Source organism: Plesiomonas shigelloides (assembly GCF_900087055.1).
In the GTDB taxonomy this organism is placed as follows: domain Bacteria; phylum Pseudomonadota; class Gammaproteobacteria; order Enterobacterales; family CAMTGL01; genus Plesiomonas; species Plesiomonas shigelloides.
Genome location: NZ_LT575468.1, coordinates 1711772 through 1728905, shown reverse-complemented (window position 1 = coordinate 1728905; position 17134 = coordinate 1711772). Strand labels below are relative to the sequence as shown.

The following is a 17134-nucleotide window of genomic DNA, read 5'->3' as shown; positions in this document are numbered from 1 at the left end:
GGCGAGGTAGAATATTACCGTTGCAGCAGAATCAATGAAAACATAGCAATGAGTTAAGAATAAGGATGTTGATCATGCACAGTTTAAAGGTTACCCCGAGTAGGCGCGTTGCCACTTATCTCAGTTCACCATATACAAAACACCGCCAGCGCCGACTAGCAGGACTCGCGCTGGCGATGATCGGACTGTGGAGTGGGTTGGCGCAGGCGTCTGCGGTAGCGGAATCTACCGCATCATCGGCCTCGGGAACGTCTGATATACCGGAGATGACGTTGGAGAAGGTCGTGATCTTGAGTCGGCATGGTGTGCGTGCACCAACAAAAATGCCGCCGTTACTCTACCAAGTCACGCCTGAGCCGTGGCCTGCGTGGCCGGTTCCCTTGGGGGATATCACGCCACGCGGCGAGCATCTGATCTCCTTGATGGGGCGTTATTACCGAGAGTATTGGCGCGAGCAGGGGCTGTTGAGTGCTGCTGCGACAGCGTCGTCGACAGCAGCTGCGGCAGAAACCGATAGCACCAAAGGCTGTCCGGCTCCGGCTGATATCTATGTTTGGGCTGATGTGGATGAACGGACGCGTAAAACCGGTGAGGCCTTCTTGCAAGGTTTAGCGCCGGGCTGCGGTTTGTCTATTCACCATCAGTCTGATGTACGCAAAAAAGATCCGCTATTTCATATTCAGCCGGACTCCACTTGCAAAATGGATCCCGATACCGCCCTTGCTGCGGTACAAATGCAGGTCGGCATACCGTTAGGCAAAATTAACCAAGCACATGCGCCAGCGCTGGCATTGATGGATAAGGTGTTACGCTTTGAGGATTCCGCCTATTGCCAGTTAAACGCCCCGCAATCAGGTGTTTGTACCTTAGCGGCGACGATGCCGGAAAAAGTCACTATCGGTGATGGAGTAAAGATACAGCAACATGGCGCGCTGAGTTTGTCCTCCACCTTGGCGGAGATGTTCTTACTGCAACAAGCCCAAGGCATGGCCGCGCCGGGGTGGGGACGTATTCACACTGAGGCACAGTGGAACAAGCTGCTCAGTTTGCATAATGCCGCGTTTAACTTGGCGTTTCGCACGCCATACATCGCCGCGCATCAAGGCTCTGCATTATTACAGACCATCACCGCTGCGCTAAATGATAGCGCCGGTGCAGATTCATTAGGTTCGCCGGCCGCGAAGGCGCGTATCGTCTTTTTAGCCGGCCATGACACGAATTTGGCAAATCTTTCTGGTTTACTGGGCACCGATTGGACATTGCCACAACAGCCGGATAATACCCCGCCAGGAGGCGAGTTGGTCTTTGAGCGTTGGCGAGATAGCCGTGGTACGCCTTGGTTACGGGTACAAGTGGTGTACCAAAGCTTGGCGCAAATGCGCGAACAAACACCATTAACCTTAACTGAACCTCCACATGCGGTGACACTGCAACTGCCTGGTTGCCAAACTGCAAGTGAGCGGGCGGGTTGGTGCCAGTTATCTGACTTTAATCGCTATGTGAAGCAGCATATTATTCCCTCTTGTACCTTGCAGGCGCTGCGGGGTGATTAGCTTCGGGGGGCGCAATCGGTGATGCTCGAGGTGATTTTGTGCGGACATGCAGTAGAGTGCAGTGAAGCTGTGAACTGGTTGGCATGAAAAATCAACGGATTGATGCAATTTAGGCCAATCAGTTCAGTGATTTGATTTTTTTGCACTTTCTCACTTGCCAGCATCCCGAGCTATCGTTAATATTCACCTCGCTTCCAACGGCAACATGTCGTGAAGCGAGTTGCAAAGCGTCCTTAGCTCAGCTGGTTAGAGCACCACCTTGACATGGTGGGGGTCGGTGGTTCGAGTCCACTAGGACGCACCAAAATCTGCGATACACCCATAGCTCAGTTGGTTAGAGCACTACCTTGACATGGTAGGGGTCGGTGGTTCGAGTCCACTTGGGTGTACCAAATTCAGCAGATAAGCAACCTGTACAACATACACCCATAGCTCAGTTGGTTAGAGCACTACCTTGACATGGTAGGGGTCGGTGGTTCGAGTCCACTTGGGTGTACCAGATCTCAGACAAAGCCTCGGTATGCGAGGCTTTGTCGTATTTGTTTTCTAGCCCTTGTTTTCTAAAATACGTCTTCTCGCATATCCAAAAGCCCTTTCTTCGTTTATCTTCCTCTGCATCGCTGTTTTGTGCGGGCTTTCAGTCATGAAATGCAGCAGAGGATTACCGTGATGTCAGTAAAAAAATCTGCCGCAAACTCCGCGTCAATAAATACCTTGCCAAACAATACGGCGTCTCCAATAGCGCGGTGGCCGTGTATTCTGTTTACAGTGATCAGTGCTTTGTTGAGTACGATGGCGCTATCAGCGTTGTACTCGGTCGGACATCAGTATGCGCATTCCCTTGGTCGCCATTTTCGCGGTGGTGTCGGTTGGGGGCTGAATCTGTCAATGATGACAGCTTGTTTTACGATAATCGCGCTCGTCTATTTCTGGTTCTTTTTTAAACAAAGAAAAAAACGGTTCAGGAACGGTTTATTGTCTGGGTTAGTGTTTCTGATCTTGGCAATGCTAGTATCGGGGATGGCGGGCTATCCCTATCGCTTGGCGTATTACGTGTTATGCGCACAGATTGTTCTGGTTACGCCTGCCGTCATCAGTGGTGTCATCGACAGATTGCGTCGATAACCCCTCCTTATTATCATCCGCCGGAGAAGTAGAAATGGAAGAAGTCAGGGTTGTTACATTCTCAGGAGCGGATCAGCAGCATATTTGTCAGATTCGAGAAACCGTGTTTGGTCAGGAACAAAACATCTCCCGAGCGTTGGATTTAGACGGTGAAGATCCACAAGCATGGCATGCGCTGGTGTTTGTAGATGGTCAACCGGTCGCGACCGGGCGCATTCTGGCTGATGGCCATATCGGGCGCGTGGCTGTACTGAAAAGTAGTCGCGGTAAAGGCATGGGCGCGAAAGTGGTAAATGCGCTGGCTCAGTTTGCACAAGAGCAGGGCTACCCACGAGTCTTTCTAGGCGCACAAAGCCATGCGGTGGATTTTTACCATCGCTTAGGGTTTACCGCCTGTGGTGATGAGTTTATCGAAGCGGACATTTTGCATGTCCCAATGCATAAAGTTTTGCATCACTCTGCGTGAATACGCCACATAACTCATCATCATCATCTCTACATGAAAAGGGTTCATTGCTGAACCCTTTTGTGTATGACGAACTTTGTGTGCTGATGGCTGTTAGGATTGACAGGCCGCCAGAATATCCAACTCACCGTTCTTAGCTTGCGTTTTCACGCCAGTTATCCCCAGCAAAGTATGGAATAAGTTATCGTGGGAATATGCTTGGCTGCCTGCTTTTTGTTTCAGACATTCGGCATTGATGTCACGCTGAGCAATAAACTGGGGCGACATCCATAGCATCATTGGAACCTGAGTTTGAGTGTCTGGTGCCACGCTGTATGGCGTGCCATGCAGGTATAAACCGGACTCACCCAAAGACTCGCCGTGATCAGAGATATACAATAAGCTGGTGTTGTATTTCTGTGTCAGGGCAGGAGCATCGAGCCGATTAATCACTTTAGAAATCACATAATCGGTATACGCGATCGTATTGTCATAGGTATTAACCAATTGCTCTGTTGAGCAGTTTTCAATATCACTGCGCGGACAATCTGGCGTAAATAGGCGTTTTTCGGCCGGATAGCGCTGATAATAGGTTGGGCCGTGGCTACCAATCACATGTAAGACAATCAACGCGTCTTTACCGTCGGTTTTGTTGAGCAGGCTGTCTAACTCAGGTAAAAACACCTCGTCGTAACATGTCTTGCCGTTGCAATAGGCATTTTTTTCAGCGGGATTAATAGTAATGGTGGTGACCTTGTCACAAACACCTTTACAGCCCCCATCATTTTCTAGCCAAGTTACGTTAATCCCCGCGCGTTGAATGACATTCAACGCATTATCCTGATTTTTGGCTTGTTGTTCGTTGTAATTGCTACGCCCCAAATTGGAGAACATACAAGGCACCGAAAGGGCAGTTGCCGTGCCACATGAGCTGACATTCTTAAACGAAATCATGCCTAATTGTTGGGTATATCGGTTGGTATCACGCGCATAGCCATTCAGTGAATGGTTAGCGCTACGCGAGGTTTCCCCGAGAACCAATACGGTAATTGATGGTTTGGTTTCTGTCGGCACACGCGTTCGCGCTGCATCTGCACCTACCGTGGTGTAAGGTACTGGCGCTGAGAAATGGGCCTTTTTGATGTACTTATATGTATTACGAATAAAATAAGTGGGGACAATTTGTGAGAGCAATTGCGGGTTGTTTCTGCCCACTGACGCATAATCTTTGTAGAAAAAGAGCGCAATAATGGCAATTACCACGACTGAAACAACCATGCTAGCTAAACGACGCACCTGTTCACGCCAAAACCCACCGTACTGAATTTTTGTATTGAGCAATAAAAAAATCGGAGGGATAACAAACAGCGCAAAGGCGGTGATGGAGGAGGCATTAATATACGCATGAGCCTCTGCCACATTGGTTTCAAAAATATTTTGAATCATGTCGCGATCAAATACGACACTGTATTTGATCATGGCATAAGAAACGGCAGCGGAGCTCATTAACAGTAGGATAATGACCGGCTTAATCAGGTAGCGCCAGTTGAGTAGGTTGAGCGCGAGGTTGAGGGTAAAGACAACAAAAAAGGGAATACTAATGATAAATGCTGGATGGACAGTCGCCATCTCTTTAAAGATAGCCGCCAGCTGGGCATAAAAACTAAAATTAAGAACTGTGCCCAAATATAAGCTGGTAAGAAACGTCACAGTTTCCTTACTGCACGAAAGAGACAGCCTCGGGAACATCCGTTTACCTGAAGTGTTGTGTCTTAACAAGTGATACCTACCCGTAGTTTTCTGCTAATAGCATGAAGTTTAATGAAAATTAATATTGTTATTGTGCCAGTGTGTATTTCGTCGAGGGCTTTTATAACATACCTGCCGCTCAGTTAGAGCCGTGCTTGAGCGGAAAGTTGCTGCAATGTGTTATTTTTATTTTCTGTGATGCGTGTAAGTGCATATTGGTTTGCTGTTTTAATCGCCTAGATTTTCTTTGTGCGGTGATAAATTTCATCGGCATCCGTCAATGAAATAAATAACCCGTTGAAAATCAATCAACAACAATTAACCGGCTAGAAATTAAATAGCAAAAGACTGTTACACATAATAATCGTGCGGGGCTCTTGCTGTCAGCGAGAAAACATCTAGAGTCATTAACAAGAGATAAACAAATCGTAGTGAATCTCACGCTAACAGTAATCTCCCAGTACTTCTAGAAAGTGAGCTAACGCCAAGTTAGCACTAACAACGTTAGCTTAAGTGAGTTGCAGTGGAGCGAGGTAGGTTAACTGTCTGGGATGGGGTTGACGTCAGGTATAAAGTAGGAGTATGGCGATATGCATATGTTAAGTGCTGTGCTTTGTATTCTTTTGCTGTTGCCCGTATCCACGTTGTCGACAGCCAAAGCCATTACGTCCACACGATTGCCCGGTACGCTGTCTGACTCATGGCCACGGATTCAGATCGCCGAACAAAGCGCGGTGTTCAACTGGCCGGCACGCTATGTTAAACCGGTGATGAGCAATAAAAATCAAAAAGCGGATTTATCTAAAAAGGAGCGTAATCATATCGTTTCTGCACATTTGAGTTTGCTGCTGCGCTGAATAGCTACACTCAGTAATGAATATCGGGCTCTGAATATTGTCGTAGTTTATCTGTTGTATACATGGCAGAGATTAAAGTAGGCAAAAAACGGACTCAGATTAAAGCGAGCCTTTTACATGGATTATTATCATGATGATTTTATTCATTATTGTAGCGTTAGTGCTTAATGTCTCTTTCATGATGTGGTTTGAGAAACATGATCTTTACGCCATGGCGCATCATGGCTACGCCTTCTTAATTTTCTTGGGATTGTTCGGCGTGTTGCTTGGCCTGTCTTTTAGCCTGCTAAAGAGGGTGAGTCGGGAATAATCTCGCCATAGTTATAAGCTCGCTGCGATAAAAAAAATCCCGCATCATCGGCCAGTCAACGGACATTGATGCGGGATTTTTGTTTGACAGCACTTCTTGTTTGACCGCTCGGTGAGCTGTCAGCAATCAGTAAACGATTAGCGGCTGGCCATCTCCAAGATCTTGTGTTTGTCCTGACGCTGCAACCAACGGATGCGGATCAGGAACAGTAACGCGGCGGTAGTCAGACCGCTGATAAAGCCAATCCAGAAACCGTGCGCACCCATTGCAGGTACCAAATAATTGGTGCGTCCCAGTACATAACCGATCGGTAAACCAATCAGCCAGTAAGAGATGAAGGTGATCACGAAGATAGCGCGGGTATCTTTGTAGCCACGCAGTACGCCACTGCCGACCACCTGAATGGAATCGGAACACTGGTAAATACCGGCAAACACCATCAACTGCATGGCAACATGGATAACCTGTGGATCGCTATTGTAAATATTGGCGATACTTTCACGGAACAAGATGGTCAAAATAGCGGTCGACATCGCCAGCGTAAAGCCCACAACTAAACCAGTAATGGCCGCCACACGTGCATCATCAGGGGATTTCTCACCCAAACGATGACCAACGCGGATAGTCACCGCAATCCCCATTGACAGCGGCAACATAAAGACCATCGAGCTGAAGTTCAACGCAATCTGGTGACCCGCTACAATAGTTGTACCTAATGGAGATACCAGCAGGGCGACAACCGCAAACAGTGTTACCTCAAAGAACATCGCCATCGCGATAGGGAAGCCAAGACGCGTCAACTTCACCAGCGTTTTGCTTTCAGGCTTTTCCCAACTATCAAAGGCTTTTAAGTCACGGTAACTGCGAGCGTGCGTGACATAATACAGCATCATCAAGAACATAGACCAATACACCATGGCAGTCGCCACGCCACAGCCCACGCCGCCCAGTGCTGGCGCACCAAACTTACCATTGATGAAGATATAGTTAACCGGAATGTTGATCAGCAAGCCGACAAAACCAATCACCATCCCCGGTTTGGTTTTGGATAGCCCCTCGTTAAACGAGCGCAGCACGGCAAACATCAGATAGCCCGGCACACCCCACATGATCACCTGCAGGTAACGCACCGTCAGATCGGTCAAGTGCGGGTCAATATCCATCTGCTCCACGATAATCCGGCTGCCATATAGCACCAGCATGATCGGGATAGAGATGATCCAAGACAGCCAAAATCCCTGACGCACTTTGTGACCGATACGATCACGACGCCCAGAGCCATTAAGCTGCGCGATCACTGGCGTCAGCGCCATCAGTAAACCATGACCAAATAAAATCGCCGGCAACCAGATAGACGATGCCACTGCCACGGCGGCCATATCTGCCGCGCTGACTTTACCCGCCATCACGGTATCAATAAAACCCATAGAGGTTTGGGCAACCTGTGCAATCAGCACTGGAATTGCCAGTTTAAGCAAGCTTTTTGCTTCTAAACGGTATCTCTGCACAAAAACTCCGAAAGAAAAAACAACGCAAAGCGACAGCAGGGAGAACAATCCCTTATTTTGTGCTTTCGCAGAGGCATTTTTAGGCTCTGCGTAATTTATAGAAAGGAAACGGTTAATATGTTACCAGTAAATTCAGAGGGATGGTGCTATTTTCTACTGTTAAAAATCAGCAGGTTAGACAGGTTGGCACGATTTGCATAGGCAAAATTCTGCTACTGTCATAACGGCGATATTTGGCCAACGCCAAGAAATCAGGCACACTGCGAGCAGCATTTACCGAGCTATCAGTCAGGAGTAGGAACATGTTTACCGGAATAGTGCAGGGCAAAGCACAAATCATCGCGATTGAAGAAAAAGATCAGTTAAGAACGATGGAAGTGGCATTGCCTGTAGAGTTGTCATCCGGACTGACGTTAGGCGCATCGGTTGCGCATAATGGTGTCTGCCTGACAGTCACCCGCATTGATGGTGCACATATTACTGTAGACCTCATGAAGGAAACCTTGCGCATCACCAATCTGGGGGCGTTAAAGGTCGGTGACTGGGTCAATATTGAGCGTGCCGCACGATTTGGCGATGAAATTGGCGGACATGCGATGTCGGGGCACGTAATGGCCACCGCGGAAGTGGTGAAGATTTTGACTTCGGAAACGAATCGTCAGATTTGGTTTCGCGCCCCCCAAGAACTGATGAAATATATCCTGACCAAAGGGTACATCGGCATTGATGGGATCAGTCTGACCATTGGTGAAACTACCCGTTCACGGTTTTGTGTCAATTTGATCCCGGAAACCTTGGCCAGAACCACCTTAGGACAACGTCGCTTGGGTGACCGCGTTAATCTGGAGATTGACCCGCAAACCCAAGCGGTCGTGGATACCGTCGAACGCGTGATGGCCGAGCAGATGAAACAATATGTTGCCGTAACTCATGTGGAGAGCGGTCAGTGAAACGGGTATTACTGAGCTGGAGCTCTGGTAAAGACTCCATGCTGACCTTGCTTCGATTGCAAGAAATGTCCGATGTGGAAGTCGTGGGGCTGTTTACCACTTACAGTGTTGATGAGGTTCCGATTCAAGGCACACCAATTCGCATCGTGCAACAACAGGCGCAGCGTTTGCAGTTGCCGCTATGCACCATTGCGTTACCGCATTGGCCAAGCAATGAAGTCTATAAACAAAGCGTGGTGCAAGGGTTACAGCAAAGTGGCTTACCGTTTGATACGTTGGCGTTTGGCGATCTGTTTTTGGATGGGATTGCTGAATTTCGCCGTAGTTACTTAGAGCCACAAGGTTGGCAGACTTTATTCCCCTTGATGGGGGAGCCAACTTCTTTGTTAGCGCAGGAGATTATCCAGCGCGGGATTGAGACTTACCTGATAAGCGTGGATACCACGCAGCTAAACGGGGAGTTTTGTGGCCGTCGCTTTGATGCATCGTTATTGGCTGAATTACCGGCTAATGTAGATCCCTGTGGCGAGCACGGTGAGTTTCATACACTGGTGGTGAATTCGCCGGCCTTCACTCAGCGTTTGGATGTGCAGTCTTTGCATATTGAACGGCAAGAACGCTTTCACTTTCAGCGTTATCAATAAAATAAGGGCCACAAGGCCCTTATTTGCAATTCAGTCTTCTCATTCAATTTCAATCGCTCATGTCAGCTGTCGGTGTTCGGCGCTGAATGAATTCTTGGCTAGAATCAGAAAATTTGCTCATCATCGGCGTCAACAAAGAGTTTAACGCTGCCATGTAGCTCATCCACTTCAATGTTCAGGTGTACCGCATTACAGCAGGCAGGGCAGTCATCGTAAAAACTCTGATTACCGTTGCTGAAATCCAGCGCAACCCGCATATGATGACCACAGTGTGGACATTCAATCACTTTTTCACTGTATTGACGCATAACCAACTCCTTGTTACGGCAACATCCGAGAAGCGGTGTTCTCTACTTCAATATAGTGAATAATTTTGATTCTCATCACGAAATAAGTGGAAATGATGATCCGACTCATAAATTACTGTTCTAAGGCGAATTTACCTTAATTCAGATGAGCATGAGTCACTTGCTGCAAGCTTGCCAAGCAGTAATCGGCAATGCTCCAACGCGGATCTTCTAACTGCGATTTTTCTGGCACCACAACGGTGTGCATACGCGCCGCTTTGGCTGCAATCAAACCCGGTAATGAGTCTTCAAAGGCAATACACTGTGTCGGCTGCACATGCAGTGCCTGCGCGCACTTCAGGTAAACTTCAGGGTGGGGTTTGCCATGAGCTAAAAACTTAGCCGATTCAATGGCATCGAAAGTTTGTGTCATATCCAGTGCTTTAAGCACGGTATGAATTAACTCCAGCGGTGAGGAAGAGGCTAAACCAATCTTGAGCTCGCGTTTGCGGCACAGCGCCAACACCTCATGCACACCCGGCATCAAAGGTTTGTATTCTGCAACCAGTTCACCAACACGCTGCACAATCTGATTAACCACGGTTTCTTTACTCGGTGCAGGCCAAGGGAAGCGGCTATACCAGAGATTCACGATCTGATCGATGCGCACACCGGTGGTCAACGTGGTGTCATGCCGGGTGATTTCCACCCCAAGAGGTTGCAAGATATCTAACTGAGCCTGTTGCCAGAACGGCTCGGAGTCAACCAACAAACCGTCCATATCAAAAATTGCTGCTTTAAGCATGGAATGACGTCTCCCTGAGTGGCGGCGCTCCCACAGATGTGACAGGCGATGTCCGCTAAATAAACCGAATAATGTTAGTGAGATGGCGCACTTTTAGCGCACATCATAATCCATTTCGTCACCCACTGAGAATGTATAACGGCCCGTCACCCCAATTAAAAACATGATGTCACCTCTATTCAAATCATCATGCGGCGTATCACGACATCAGTAATTGTTCTGCAGCAGATCATCAATCGCCTTTTGCGTTTGCTCCAGATAGTGTCCACCAAACAGGTTACAAAAATTCAGTAAGTGATAGAGCTGATAGACAGATTTGCGATCCTGATATCCATTCGGCAATGGGCTGACCCGTTCGTAGGCGCGATAAAAGGCATCGGGAAGTGGGGTAAACAACTCACTGGAGGCAATGTCACATTCACGATCCCCCCAATAGCATGCTGGGTCGAAAATTACCGGCCCTTGTGCCGTGCTCGCACAATTCGCTAGTCGCATATCGCCAACCAATAACGACGGCTCAATATGATGCCCGGCCAACAAATCACGCACGCTATCGACAATCACATCGACCGGCCCAAAATTAATGCCTTTTTCCAAGCACAGTTGTAACTGCCAACCGATGCGTTGTTCAGCAAAAAACTTATCCCACCGCGGCATCCAACCATTTGGCTGTGGCGTGCTTGAAAGCCAATTATCGTCATCAAAACCAAATTTAAGCTGCTCGCCCCACAGATGTAGGCACGCAAGCTGAGCACCTAGCTCTGCGGCGTCCACTTGATTTAATTCACGTAGCTCAAGAAACTCCATCAGGATAAAGCACTTATCGCGATAGGAGCCGACAGCGTAAGGTTGGGGAACTTGAATCGTCTCACTGTTTTTCAGTAAGCGCAGTTCATCCAGCTCAGAGGTAAACTTCGATAGCAGGGAGATATCGTTCACTTTAATGAATACCGGATTTTTCCCATCAGAGATCCGATAAGTCTCATGAACTTCACCGCCCTGAAGCATCTGTTTCTCTGTTATCGAGTAATCATACTGAAACTGTTCGCTCAGCAATGTACAAATGCTATGCCACATAGAGTTACCCCTTACGGTTTAGCGGAGTGCTACCATTAACGCTAGCGTATAAATCTAGTCTAATCCCTGAGATAGCGCACAGTTGTACAATCTTTAACCTTGTGTAACCTGCCTGTAATTCAAAAACATACTATCGCAATATGTTTTTGCCATCAGAATGTGCTGAGCCTTATCTGGCGTGTTTCTCCGAGGCGCTGCTAATCCGCAAAATGGGAATCTACACCGCAGAAGAGGCTGTATAGCTACGTAACGTTGAGTCATGATTTCCCAAAATCTAGAGAGAGTGTTATATCTTTATAGGTGTACGTTTTTTGTTCTGCACCCATACATTTCGGATCATCATTAACGCTTTAACGCTATAGCACACTCAAGGATGAGGCGATTATAGGGGGGAGTAGGGTGAACCGGTTATCAAGCAAGGCGCTCATGCGTAACCTATCAGGCTTTAAGGGAGTGAAGCGGGCATGCATAAGGTTTTGTCATTTTTAACACTGAATCATCTGCTCTACATCAGCGCATTTTTACTGGTGGAGAATGAATTACGTCAACAGACACTCTCCGGTCAGAGCCTCGTTTATATGATGTATTACCGCTTACTGGCGTTTCCAGTACAGGTGATCATCGAGCTTATGTTGCTGGTGGCCTTACTCTTTTGTCTGTTGTCCAGAACACAATCGTCCGCTGGCATCACCCTTTGGGGAGGGTGCGTACTCTCGTTTGCTTATGTCATGAGTTTTATTTTGTAGCTGAGTATCGCTTCCCGCCTTATCTTTCCTTTATTTTTTTCTTTCCCTCGTAACCCAGTAAGTTAATCTGTCGTTTGTGGGTATTTACCCGTGATTTCTCTTTCAAATCACTGTGTTTCAGTGTGCCGCAAGGGTGCAATTACCTGTTGGTTAGTGATAACATCGAAAACTGTCAGCGTAAGACATCAAGGTAATGGTGTCATGCGCTGTGTGCCGGAGAGCCTCCGCGTACCGACTTGTACTCAACATCACTACCAATCTGTTAAGGGATGATGAGTGCTTAATTATATGAAAAGTAAAGATTATTAACTCTGTATGTGATCTTTCGTGCGGATCACCACTGCAGAATAAGGAATCATAATGCCTGTTATTACTCTTCCTGACGGTAGTCAACGTCAGTTCGATCATGCCGTTTCTGTTATGGATATCGCGCGTGATATCGGTCCTGGTCTGGCCAAAGCCTGTATTGCTGGTCGCGTCAATGGCGAACTGGTGGATGCTTGCGATCCGATTGAGAACGATGCATCAGTCTCTATCATCACCGCCAAAGATGAAGAGGGCGTAGAAATTCTGCGTCACTCCTGTGCACACCTGCTGGGCCACGCCATTAAGCAACTGTGGCCTGATACCCGCATGGCCATCGGTCCGGTAATCGACAACGGTTTCTACTACGACGTTGATATCGATCGTACCCTGAATCAGGAAGATCTGGATCTGCTCGAAAAGCGCATGCTGGAGCTGGCCAAAAAAGATTACGACGTTATCAAGAAAAAAGTCAGCTGGCAGGAAGCTCGCGATACATTCGCTGAGCGTGGCGAAGAGTACAAGATCGCTATTCTGGATGAGAACGTAGCCCGTGACGATAAACCGGGTCTGTATCATCACGAAGAATACATTGATATGTGCCGTGGTCCACACGTGCCTAACATGCGTTTCTGCCACAACTTCAAACTGCTGAAAATCTCCGGTGCTTACTGGCGTGGCGACAGCAACAACAAGATGTTGCAGCGTATCTACGGTACTGCTTGGGCAGACAAGAAGCAGCTGAATGCTTACTTGCAGCGTCTGGAAGAAGCCGCTAAGCGTGACCACCGTAAAATCGGTAAGCAGCTTGACCTGTACCACATGCAGGAAGAAGCGCCGGGCATGGTATTCTGGCACAATGATGGCTGGACTATCTTCCGTGAACTGGAAGCGTTCGTGCGCATGAAACTGCGTGAGTACGATTATCAGGAAGTGAAAGGCCCATTCATGATGGACCGCGTCCTGTGGGAGCGTTCTGGTCACTGGGAAAAATACGCCGAAGCGATGTTCACCACTTCTTCCGAGAACCGTGAATACGCTATCAAGCCAATGAACTGCCCAGGTCACGTGCAGATCTTTAACCAAGGTCTGAAATCTTACCGTGATCTGCCGCTGCGTATGGCCGAGTTCGGCTGCTGTCACCGAAACGAACCGTCAGGCTCTCTGCACGGTTTGATGCGTGTGCGTGGCTTTACTCAGGACGATGCGCACATTTTCTGTACTGAAGACCAAGTGCAATCTGAAGTAACCAATTGTATTAAAATGGTTTACGACGTTTACAGCACTTTCGGTTTTGAGAATATTGCAGTAAAATTGTCAACTCGCCCGGAAAAGCGCATCGGTTCCGATGAAACATGGGATAAAGCAGAGCAGGGGCTTGCAGAAGCACTGCGTGCTAATGGTCTGGAGTTTGAGCTTCAGCCGGGTGAAGGGGCGTTCTACGGCCCGAAAATTGAATTTACATTGCATGATTGTCTGGATCGTGCATGGCAATGTGGTACTATCCAGCTCGACTTCGCGCTGCCAGGTCGTTTGGGTGCCTCTTACGTTGGCGAAAACAATGATCGCCACGTACCTGTCATGATTCACCGTGCAATTTTAGGCTCACTGGAGCGTTTCATCGGTATTTTGACCGAAGAATACGCAGGATACTTCCCATCCTGGTTGGCTCCGGTACAGGCTGTAGTGATGAATATCACTGACAACCAAGCCGAATATGTTCGCGAATTAACCGAAAAACTTCACTCAGCAGGTCTGCGTGTAAAATCAGACTTGAGAAATGAGAAGATTGGCTTTAAAATCCGCGAGCACACTTTACGGCGTGTGCCGTATATGCTGGTCTGTGGCGATAAAGAAGTGGAAGGCGGCAAAGTCGCTGTCCGCACTCGCCGCGGTAAAGACTTAGGCAGCATGAATGTTGACGAATTCATTGCTCATCTGAAGCAAGAAGTTCGCAGCCGTAACTTGAATCTTTTAGAGGAATAAGCTTATTAAAGGCGCAAAACGAGTTCAGCCAACGCGACCAAACCGTATCAACGAAGAAATTCGCGTTCGTGAGGTCCGTCTGATTGGCATCGATGGCGAGCAAATCGGTGTAGTTAGCATCAATGATGCTCGTGAAAAAGCAGCAGAAGCAGGCGTTGATCTGGTAGAAATTAGTCCTACCGCAGAGCCGCCGGTTTGCCGAATCATGGATTACGGCAAATTCCTTTATGAAAAGAGCAAGGCTGCGAAAGAACAGAAGAAAAATCAAAAAGTTATTCAGGTTAAGGAAATTAAATTCCGTCCTGGTACTGATGAAGGCGACTATCAGGTCAAACTACGCAACCTGATTCGTTTTCTTGAAGAAGGCGATAAAGCCAAAATCACACTGCGTTTCCGTGGTCGTGAAATGGCTCACCAACAGATCGGTGTTGAGGTATTGAACCGTATCCGTGACGACCTGGCAGAAATTGCTGTGGTTGAATCGTATCCGAGCAAAATCGAAGCACGTCAAATGATCATGGTGCTCGCACCTAAGAAGAAACAGTAAGGCATTACAAGTAGTCAATAGCGGTGTTCGCACCGCTATTACTCGCCCAGCTGGTTCGTTGTATTTAACAATGCGGAGTAGATACTCATGCCAAAAATGAAAACCGTGCGCGGTGCCGCTAAGCGTTTTAAGAAAACTGCTTCTGGTGGTTTCAAGCGTAAGCAGTCTCACCTGCGTCATATCCTGACTAAGAAATCCACTACTCGTAAGCGTCATCTGCGCCACAAGTCAATGGTTGCTAAATCTGACTTGGTTCTGGTTGTAGCTTGTCTGCCATACGCATAAAAATTTTTTTTCAGGTTTAAGACGATTAGGAGATAACCATGGCTCGTGTGAAGCGTGGTGTGACTGCACGTGCACGTCACAAAAAAGTTCTGAAAGCAGCGAAAGGTTACTACGGTGCCCGTTCTCGCGTTTATCGCGTTGCTTTCCAAGCAGTAATCAAAGCAGGCCAATATGCTTACCGTGACCGTCGCCAGAAGAAGCGTCAGTTCCGTCAGCTGTGGATTGCGCGTATCAACGCTGCTGCTCGTCAGAACAGCATGTCTTACAGCCGTTTCATCAACGGTCTGAAGAAGGCATCTATCGAGATCGATCGTAAGATCCTGGCTGATATCGCAGTATTCGACAAAGCAGCATTCGCTGCTCTGGTAGAAAAAGCGAAAGCAGCTCTGGCGTAAGCCGAACTCGGGTAAGGGAGGCATTGCCTCCCTTATTCATTTCTGGCTCCTGTATCACATGGTCTATCGCAAGCATATTGGCCAGTAGTGCAGGTTAGTTAGAGCGAGTCTCGGGTAGATTGGTATTAATGCAGTAGTGATTGACTCAGTCATCGGCAGTTTGGTAAAACCAGTCAAAGCGGCGCTGAGAAAATCGAAGCTCTAAGCTTGAAGCTGGCGCAGTAAAGTAGAACACAAACAATTTGGTAAGCACTTAATGACTGTCCATACATTCTTTTTTCGTTTCTTCTTCTTTAGCCCCTGTTAATCGGGAGGTTGCTTCGCTCTGAGAAAAGAAACGAAAGACGAATGCAGAAAAAGCCTCCCTCTGGGAGGCTTTTTTATTGGTGCTATCGTCAGAAAAACATGCGGAAACGATGAAAAAAGCACAATCCGGTTGTAACGTGCATCCGGTATTGTCTTCGGAACCGTATTAGCGTTTGGTGAATAGACAGGAAAACGATAATATCCTTGTTTATTGGTAGGTTACGGCTACGGGCAATTCCCTGAATAGGGTAATCGAGGAAATACATGCAACAGCAGTTAGCAGAATTAGTTGCACAGGCTCAGGCGGCCATCGCGCAGGCGAATGATGTCGCTACGCTGGATAACGTCCGCGTTGAGTTTCTGGGCAAGAAAGGGCACCTGACCCTGCAAATGCAGTCTTTACGTAATGTTCCGGCGGAAGAGCGTCCGGCTGCAGGCCAGGTGATCAACCAGGCGAAACAGGAAGTTCAGGAAGCGCTGAACGCGAAGAAAGAAGCGCTGGAGTCTGCCGCGCTGAATGCTCGTCTGGCTGCGGAAACTATCGATGTTTCTCTGCCGGGTCGTCGCATCGAAAACGGTGGTCTGCATCCGGTAACCCGTACCATTGAACGTATTGAAACCTTCTTCGGTGAGTTGGGCTTTAGCGTAGCAACCGGTCCGGAAATTGAAGATGATTTCCATAACTTCGATGCACTGAATATCCCAGGTCACCACCCGGCACGTGCTGATCACGACACTTTCTGGTTTGATGCACGCCGTTTGCTGCGTACCCAGACTTCTGGTGTACAGATCCGCACCATGCAAAACGAAGAGCCGCCAATTCGTATCATTGCGCCAGGCCGAGTATACCGTAACGACTACGATCAGACTCACACCCCAATGTTCCATCAGGTGGAAGGGTTGATGATCGACAAGAACATCAGCTTCACTCAGTTGAAAGGGATCCTGCACGATTTCCTGCGTAACTATTTTGAAGAAGATTTGACCATTCGTTTCCGTCCATCTTACTTCCCGTTCACAGAACCTTCTGCCGAAGTGGATGTGATGGGTAAAAACGGCAAGTGGCTGGAAGTGTTGGGCTGCGGTATGGTGCACCCAAGCGTTCTGCGCAATGTTGGTATCGATCCTGAAGTTTACTCCGGTTTCGCATTTGGTATGGGCGTAGAGCGTCTGACCATGCTGCGTTACGGTGTAACAGACCTGCGTTCTTTCTTCGAGAACGATCTGCGTTTCCTTAAGCAATTCAAATAATTTCA

Annotated in this window: 18 protein-coding genes, 3 tRNA genes and 1 other annotated feature; of the genes, 16 read left to right on the top strand and 5 right to left on the bottom strand. The window is 47.9% G+C overall.

Features of this window, described 5'->3' with window-relative positions; genetic code table 11:
* Positions 1 to 176: 176 nt before the first annotated feature.
* The 6 genes from NCTC9997_RS07540 to NCTC9997_RS07515 all read left to right on the top strand — a co-directional run bounded on the left by NCTC9997_RS07540 (position 177) and on the right by NCTC9997_RS07515 (position 3144).
* Complete coding sequence (locus NCTC9997_RS07540; protein ID WP_064977741.1) at positions 177 to 1553, top strand: histidine-type phosphatase; 1377 nt, start codon at positions 177 to 179, stop codon at positions 1551 to 1553.
* Between the two features lie 227 nt (positions 1554 to 1780).
* Positions 1781 to 1857 (top strand) — tRNA-Val (locus tag NCTC9997_RS07535).
* An 11-nt stretch (positions 1858 to 1868) separates the two neighbouring features.
* Positions 1869 to 1945: transfer RNA gene (locus tag NCTC9997_RS07530), tRNA-Val, on the top strand.
* A 30-nt stretch (positions 1946 to 1975) separates the two neighbouring features.
* Positions 1976 to 2052 (top strand) — tRNA-Val (locus NCTC9997_RS07525).
* Positions 2053 to 2222: 170 nt separating this feature from the next.
* Entirely contained in the window at positions 2223 to 2678 is a 456-nt protein-coding gene (locus tag NCTC9997_RS07520; RefSeq protein ID WP_064977740.1) for a hypothetical protein, read from the top strand.
* A gap of 34 nt (positions 2679 to 2712) precedes the next feature.
* On the top strand, positions 2713 to 3144 hold the full coding sequence (locus NCTC9997_RS07515) for a GNAT family N-acetyltransferase (RefSeq protein ID WP_064977739.1): 432 nt from the start codon (positions 2713 to 2715) through the stop codon (positions 3142 to 3144).
* A gap of 93 nt (positions 3145 to 3237) precedes the next feature.
* On the opposite strand, the gene NCTC9997_RS07510 is transcribed toward NCTC9997_RS07515, so the two are convergent.
* Positions 3238 to 4833 carry a phosphoethanolamine transferase gene (locus NCTC9997_RS07510; protein ID WP_197665179.1) on the bottom strand — a complete coding sequence of 532 codons (1596 nt, stop codon included), beginning with the start codon at positions 4831 to 4833 and terminating at the stop codon, positions 3238 to 3240.
* A 629-nt stretch (positions 4834 to 5462) separates the two neighbouring features.
* On the opposite strand from NCTC9997_RS07510, the gene NCTC9997_RS07505 reads away from it, so the two are divergent.
* Together NCTC9997_RS07505 and NCTC9997_RS07500 are read left to right on the top strand one after the other, a co-directional pair.
* Complete coding sequence (locus tag NCTC9997_RS07505) at positions 5463 to 5729, top strand: hypothetical protein (protein WP_064977737.1); 267 nt, start codon at positions 5463 to 5465, stop codon at positions 5727 to 5729.
* 130 nt (positions 5730 to 5859) lie between these two features.
* Entirely contained in the window at positions 5860 to 6039 is a 180-nt protein-coding gene (locus tag NCTC9997_RS07500; RefSeq protein ID WP_036769754.1) for a hypothetical protein, read from the top strand.
* A gap of 137 nt (positions 6040 to 6176) precedes the next feature.
* Here the strand turns inward: NCTC9997_RS07500 and NCTC9997_RS07495 are convergent, their stop codons facing one another.
* Positions 6177 to 7547 (bottom strand): MATE family efflux transporter, encoded by a 1371-nt coding sequence (locus NCTC9997_RS07495; protein WP_064977736.1) that lies wholly within the window; start codon positions 7545 to 7547, stop codon positions 6177 to 6179.
* A gap of 302 nt (positions 7548 to 7849) precedes the next feature.
* Here NCTC9997_RS07495 and NCTC9997_RS07490 point away from each other — a divergent pair, with 302 nt between their 5' ends.
* Together NCTC9997_RS07490 and NCTC9997_RS07485 are read left to right on the top strand one after the other, a co-directional pair.
* The gene (locus NCTC9997_RS07490) at positions 7850 to 8497 is read left to right on the top strand and encodes a riboflavin synthase (RefSeq protein WP_064977735.1); all 648 of its coding nucleotides are present in this window, start codon (positions 7850 to 7852) and stop codon (positions 8495 to 8497) included.
* The gene (locus NCTC9997_RS07485; protein WP_064977734.1) at positions 8494 to 9141 is read left to right on the top strand and encodes a Dph6-related ATP pyrophosphatase; all 648 of its coding nucleotides are present in this window, start codon (positions 8494 to 8496) and stop codon (positions 9139 to 9141) included. The genes NCTC9997_RS07490 and NCTC9997_RS07485 overlap by 4 nt, the downstream gene beginning before the upstream one ends.
* Positions 9142 to 9245: 104 nt before the next feature.
* On the opposite strand, the gene NCTC9997_RS07480 is transcribed toward NCTC9997_RS07485, so the two are convergent.
* From NCTC9997_RS07480 to NCTC9997_RS07470, 3 genes are all read right to left on the bottom strand, one after another.
* Positions 9246 to 9449: a CPXCG motif-containing cysteine-rich protein gene (locus NCTC9997_RS07480; RefSeq protein ID WP_010863625.1), complete on the bottom strand. Its 204-nt coding sequence runs from the start codon at positions 9447 to 9449 to the stop codon at positions 9246 to 9248.
* 136 nt (positions 9450 to 9585) lie between these two features.
* A complete protein-coding gene (hxpB, locus tag NCTC9997_RS07475; RefSeq protein WP_010863624.1) occupies positions 9586 to 10233 on the bottom strand; it encodes a hexitol phosphatase HxpB in 648 nt (215 codons plus the stop codon).
* Positions 10234 to 10440: 207 nt separating this feature from the next.
* Positions 10441 to 11310: a fructosamine kinase family protein gene (locus tag NCTC9997_RS07470; protein ID WP_039044729.1), complete on the bottom strand. Its 870-nt coding sequence runs from the start codon at positions 11308 to 11310 to the stop codon at positions 10441 to 10443.
* Positions 11311 to 11774: 464 nt separating this feature from the next.
* Between NCTC9997_RS07470 and NCTC9997_RS07465 the strand changes: the two genes are divergently transcribed.
* The 6 genes from NCTC9997_RS07465 (at position 11775) to pheS (ending at position 17129) form a co-directional block, all read left to right on the top strand.
* Entirely contained in the window at positions 11775 to 12056 is a 282-nt protein-coding gene (locus NCTC9997_RS07465) for a hypothetical protein (RefSeq protein WP_039044728.1), read from the top strand.
* 360 nt (positions 12057 to 12416) lie between these two features.
* Positions 12417 to 14345, top strand: a complete 1929-nt coding sequence (gene thrS / locus NCTC9997_RS07460) for a threonine--tRNA ligase (protein ID WP_064977733.1) — start codon at positions 12417 to 12419, stop codon at positions 14343 to 14345.
* A 4-nt stretch (positions 14346 to 14349) separates the two neighbouring features.
* On the top strand, positions 14350 to 14892 hold the full coding sequence (infC, locus tag NCTC9997_RS07455) for a translation initiation factor IF-3 (protein ID WP_071596471.1): 543 nt from the start codon (positions 14350 to 14352) through the stop codon (positions 14890 to 14892).
* Positions 14893 to 14979: 87 nt separating this feature from the next.
* Positions 14980 to 15177 (top strand): 50S ribosomal protein L35, encoded by a 198-nt coding sequence (gene rpmI, locus NCTC9997_RS07450; protein ID WP_010863568.1) that lies wholly within the window; start codon positions 14980 to 14982, stop codon positions 15175 to 15177.
* A gap of 38 nt (positions 15178 to 15215) precedes the next feature.
* Positions 15216 to 15572, top strand: a complete 357-nt coding sequence (rplT, locus tag NCTC9997_RS07445) for a 50S ribosomal protein L20 (protein ID WP_010863567.1) — start codon at positions 15216 to 15218, stop codon at positions 15570 to 15572.
* Between the two features lie 255 nt (positions 15573 to 15827).
* Positions 15828 to 15957 (top strand) — a sequence feature (Phe leader region).
* Between the two features lie 185 nt (positions 15958 to 16142).
* Positions 16143 to 17129 carry a phenylalanine--tRNA ligase subunit alpha gene (gene pheS / locus NCTC9997_RS07440; RefSeq protein WP_010863566.1) on the top strand — a complete coding sequence of 329 codons (987 nt, stop codon included), beginning with the start codon at positions 16143 to 16145 and terminating at the stop codon, positions 17127 to 17129.
* Positions 17130 to 17134 lie beyond the last annotated feature (5 nt).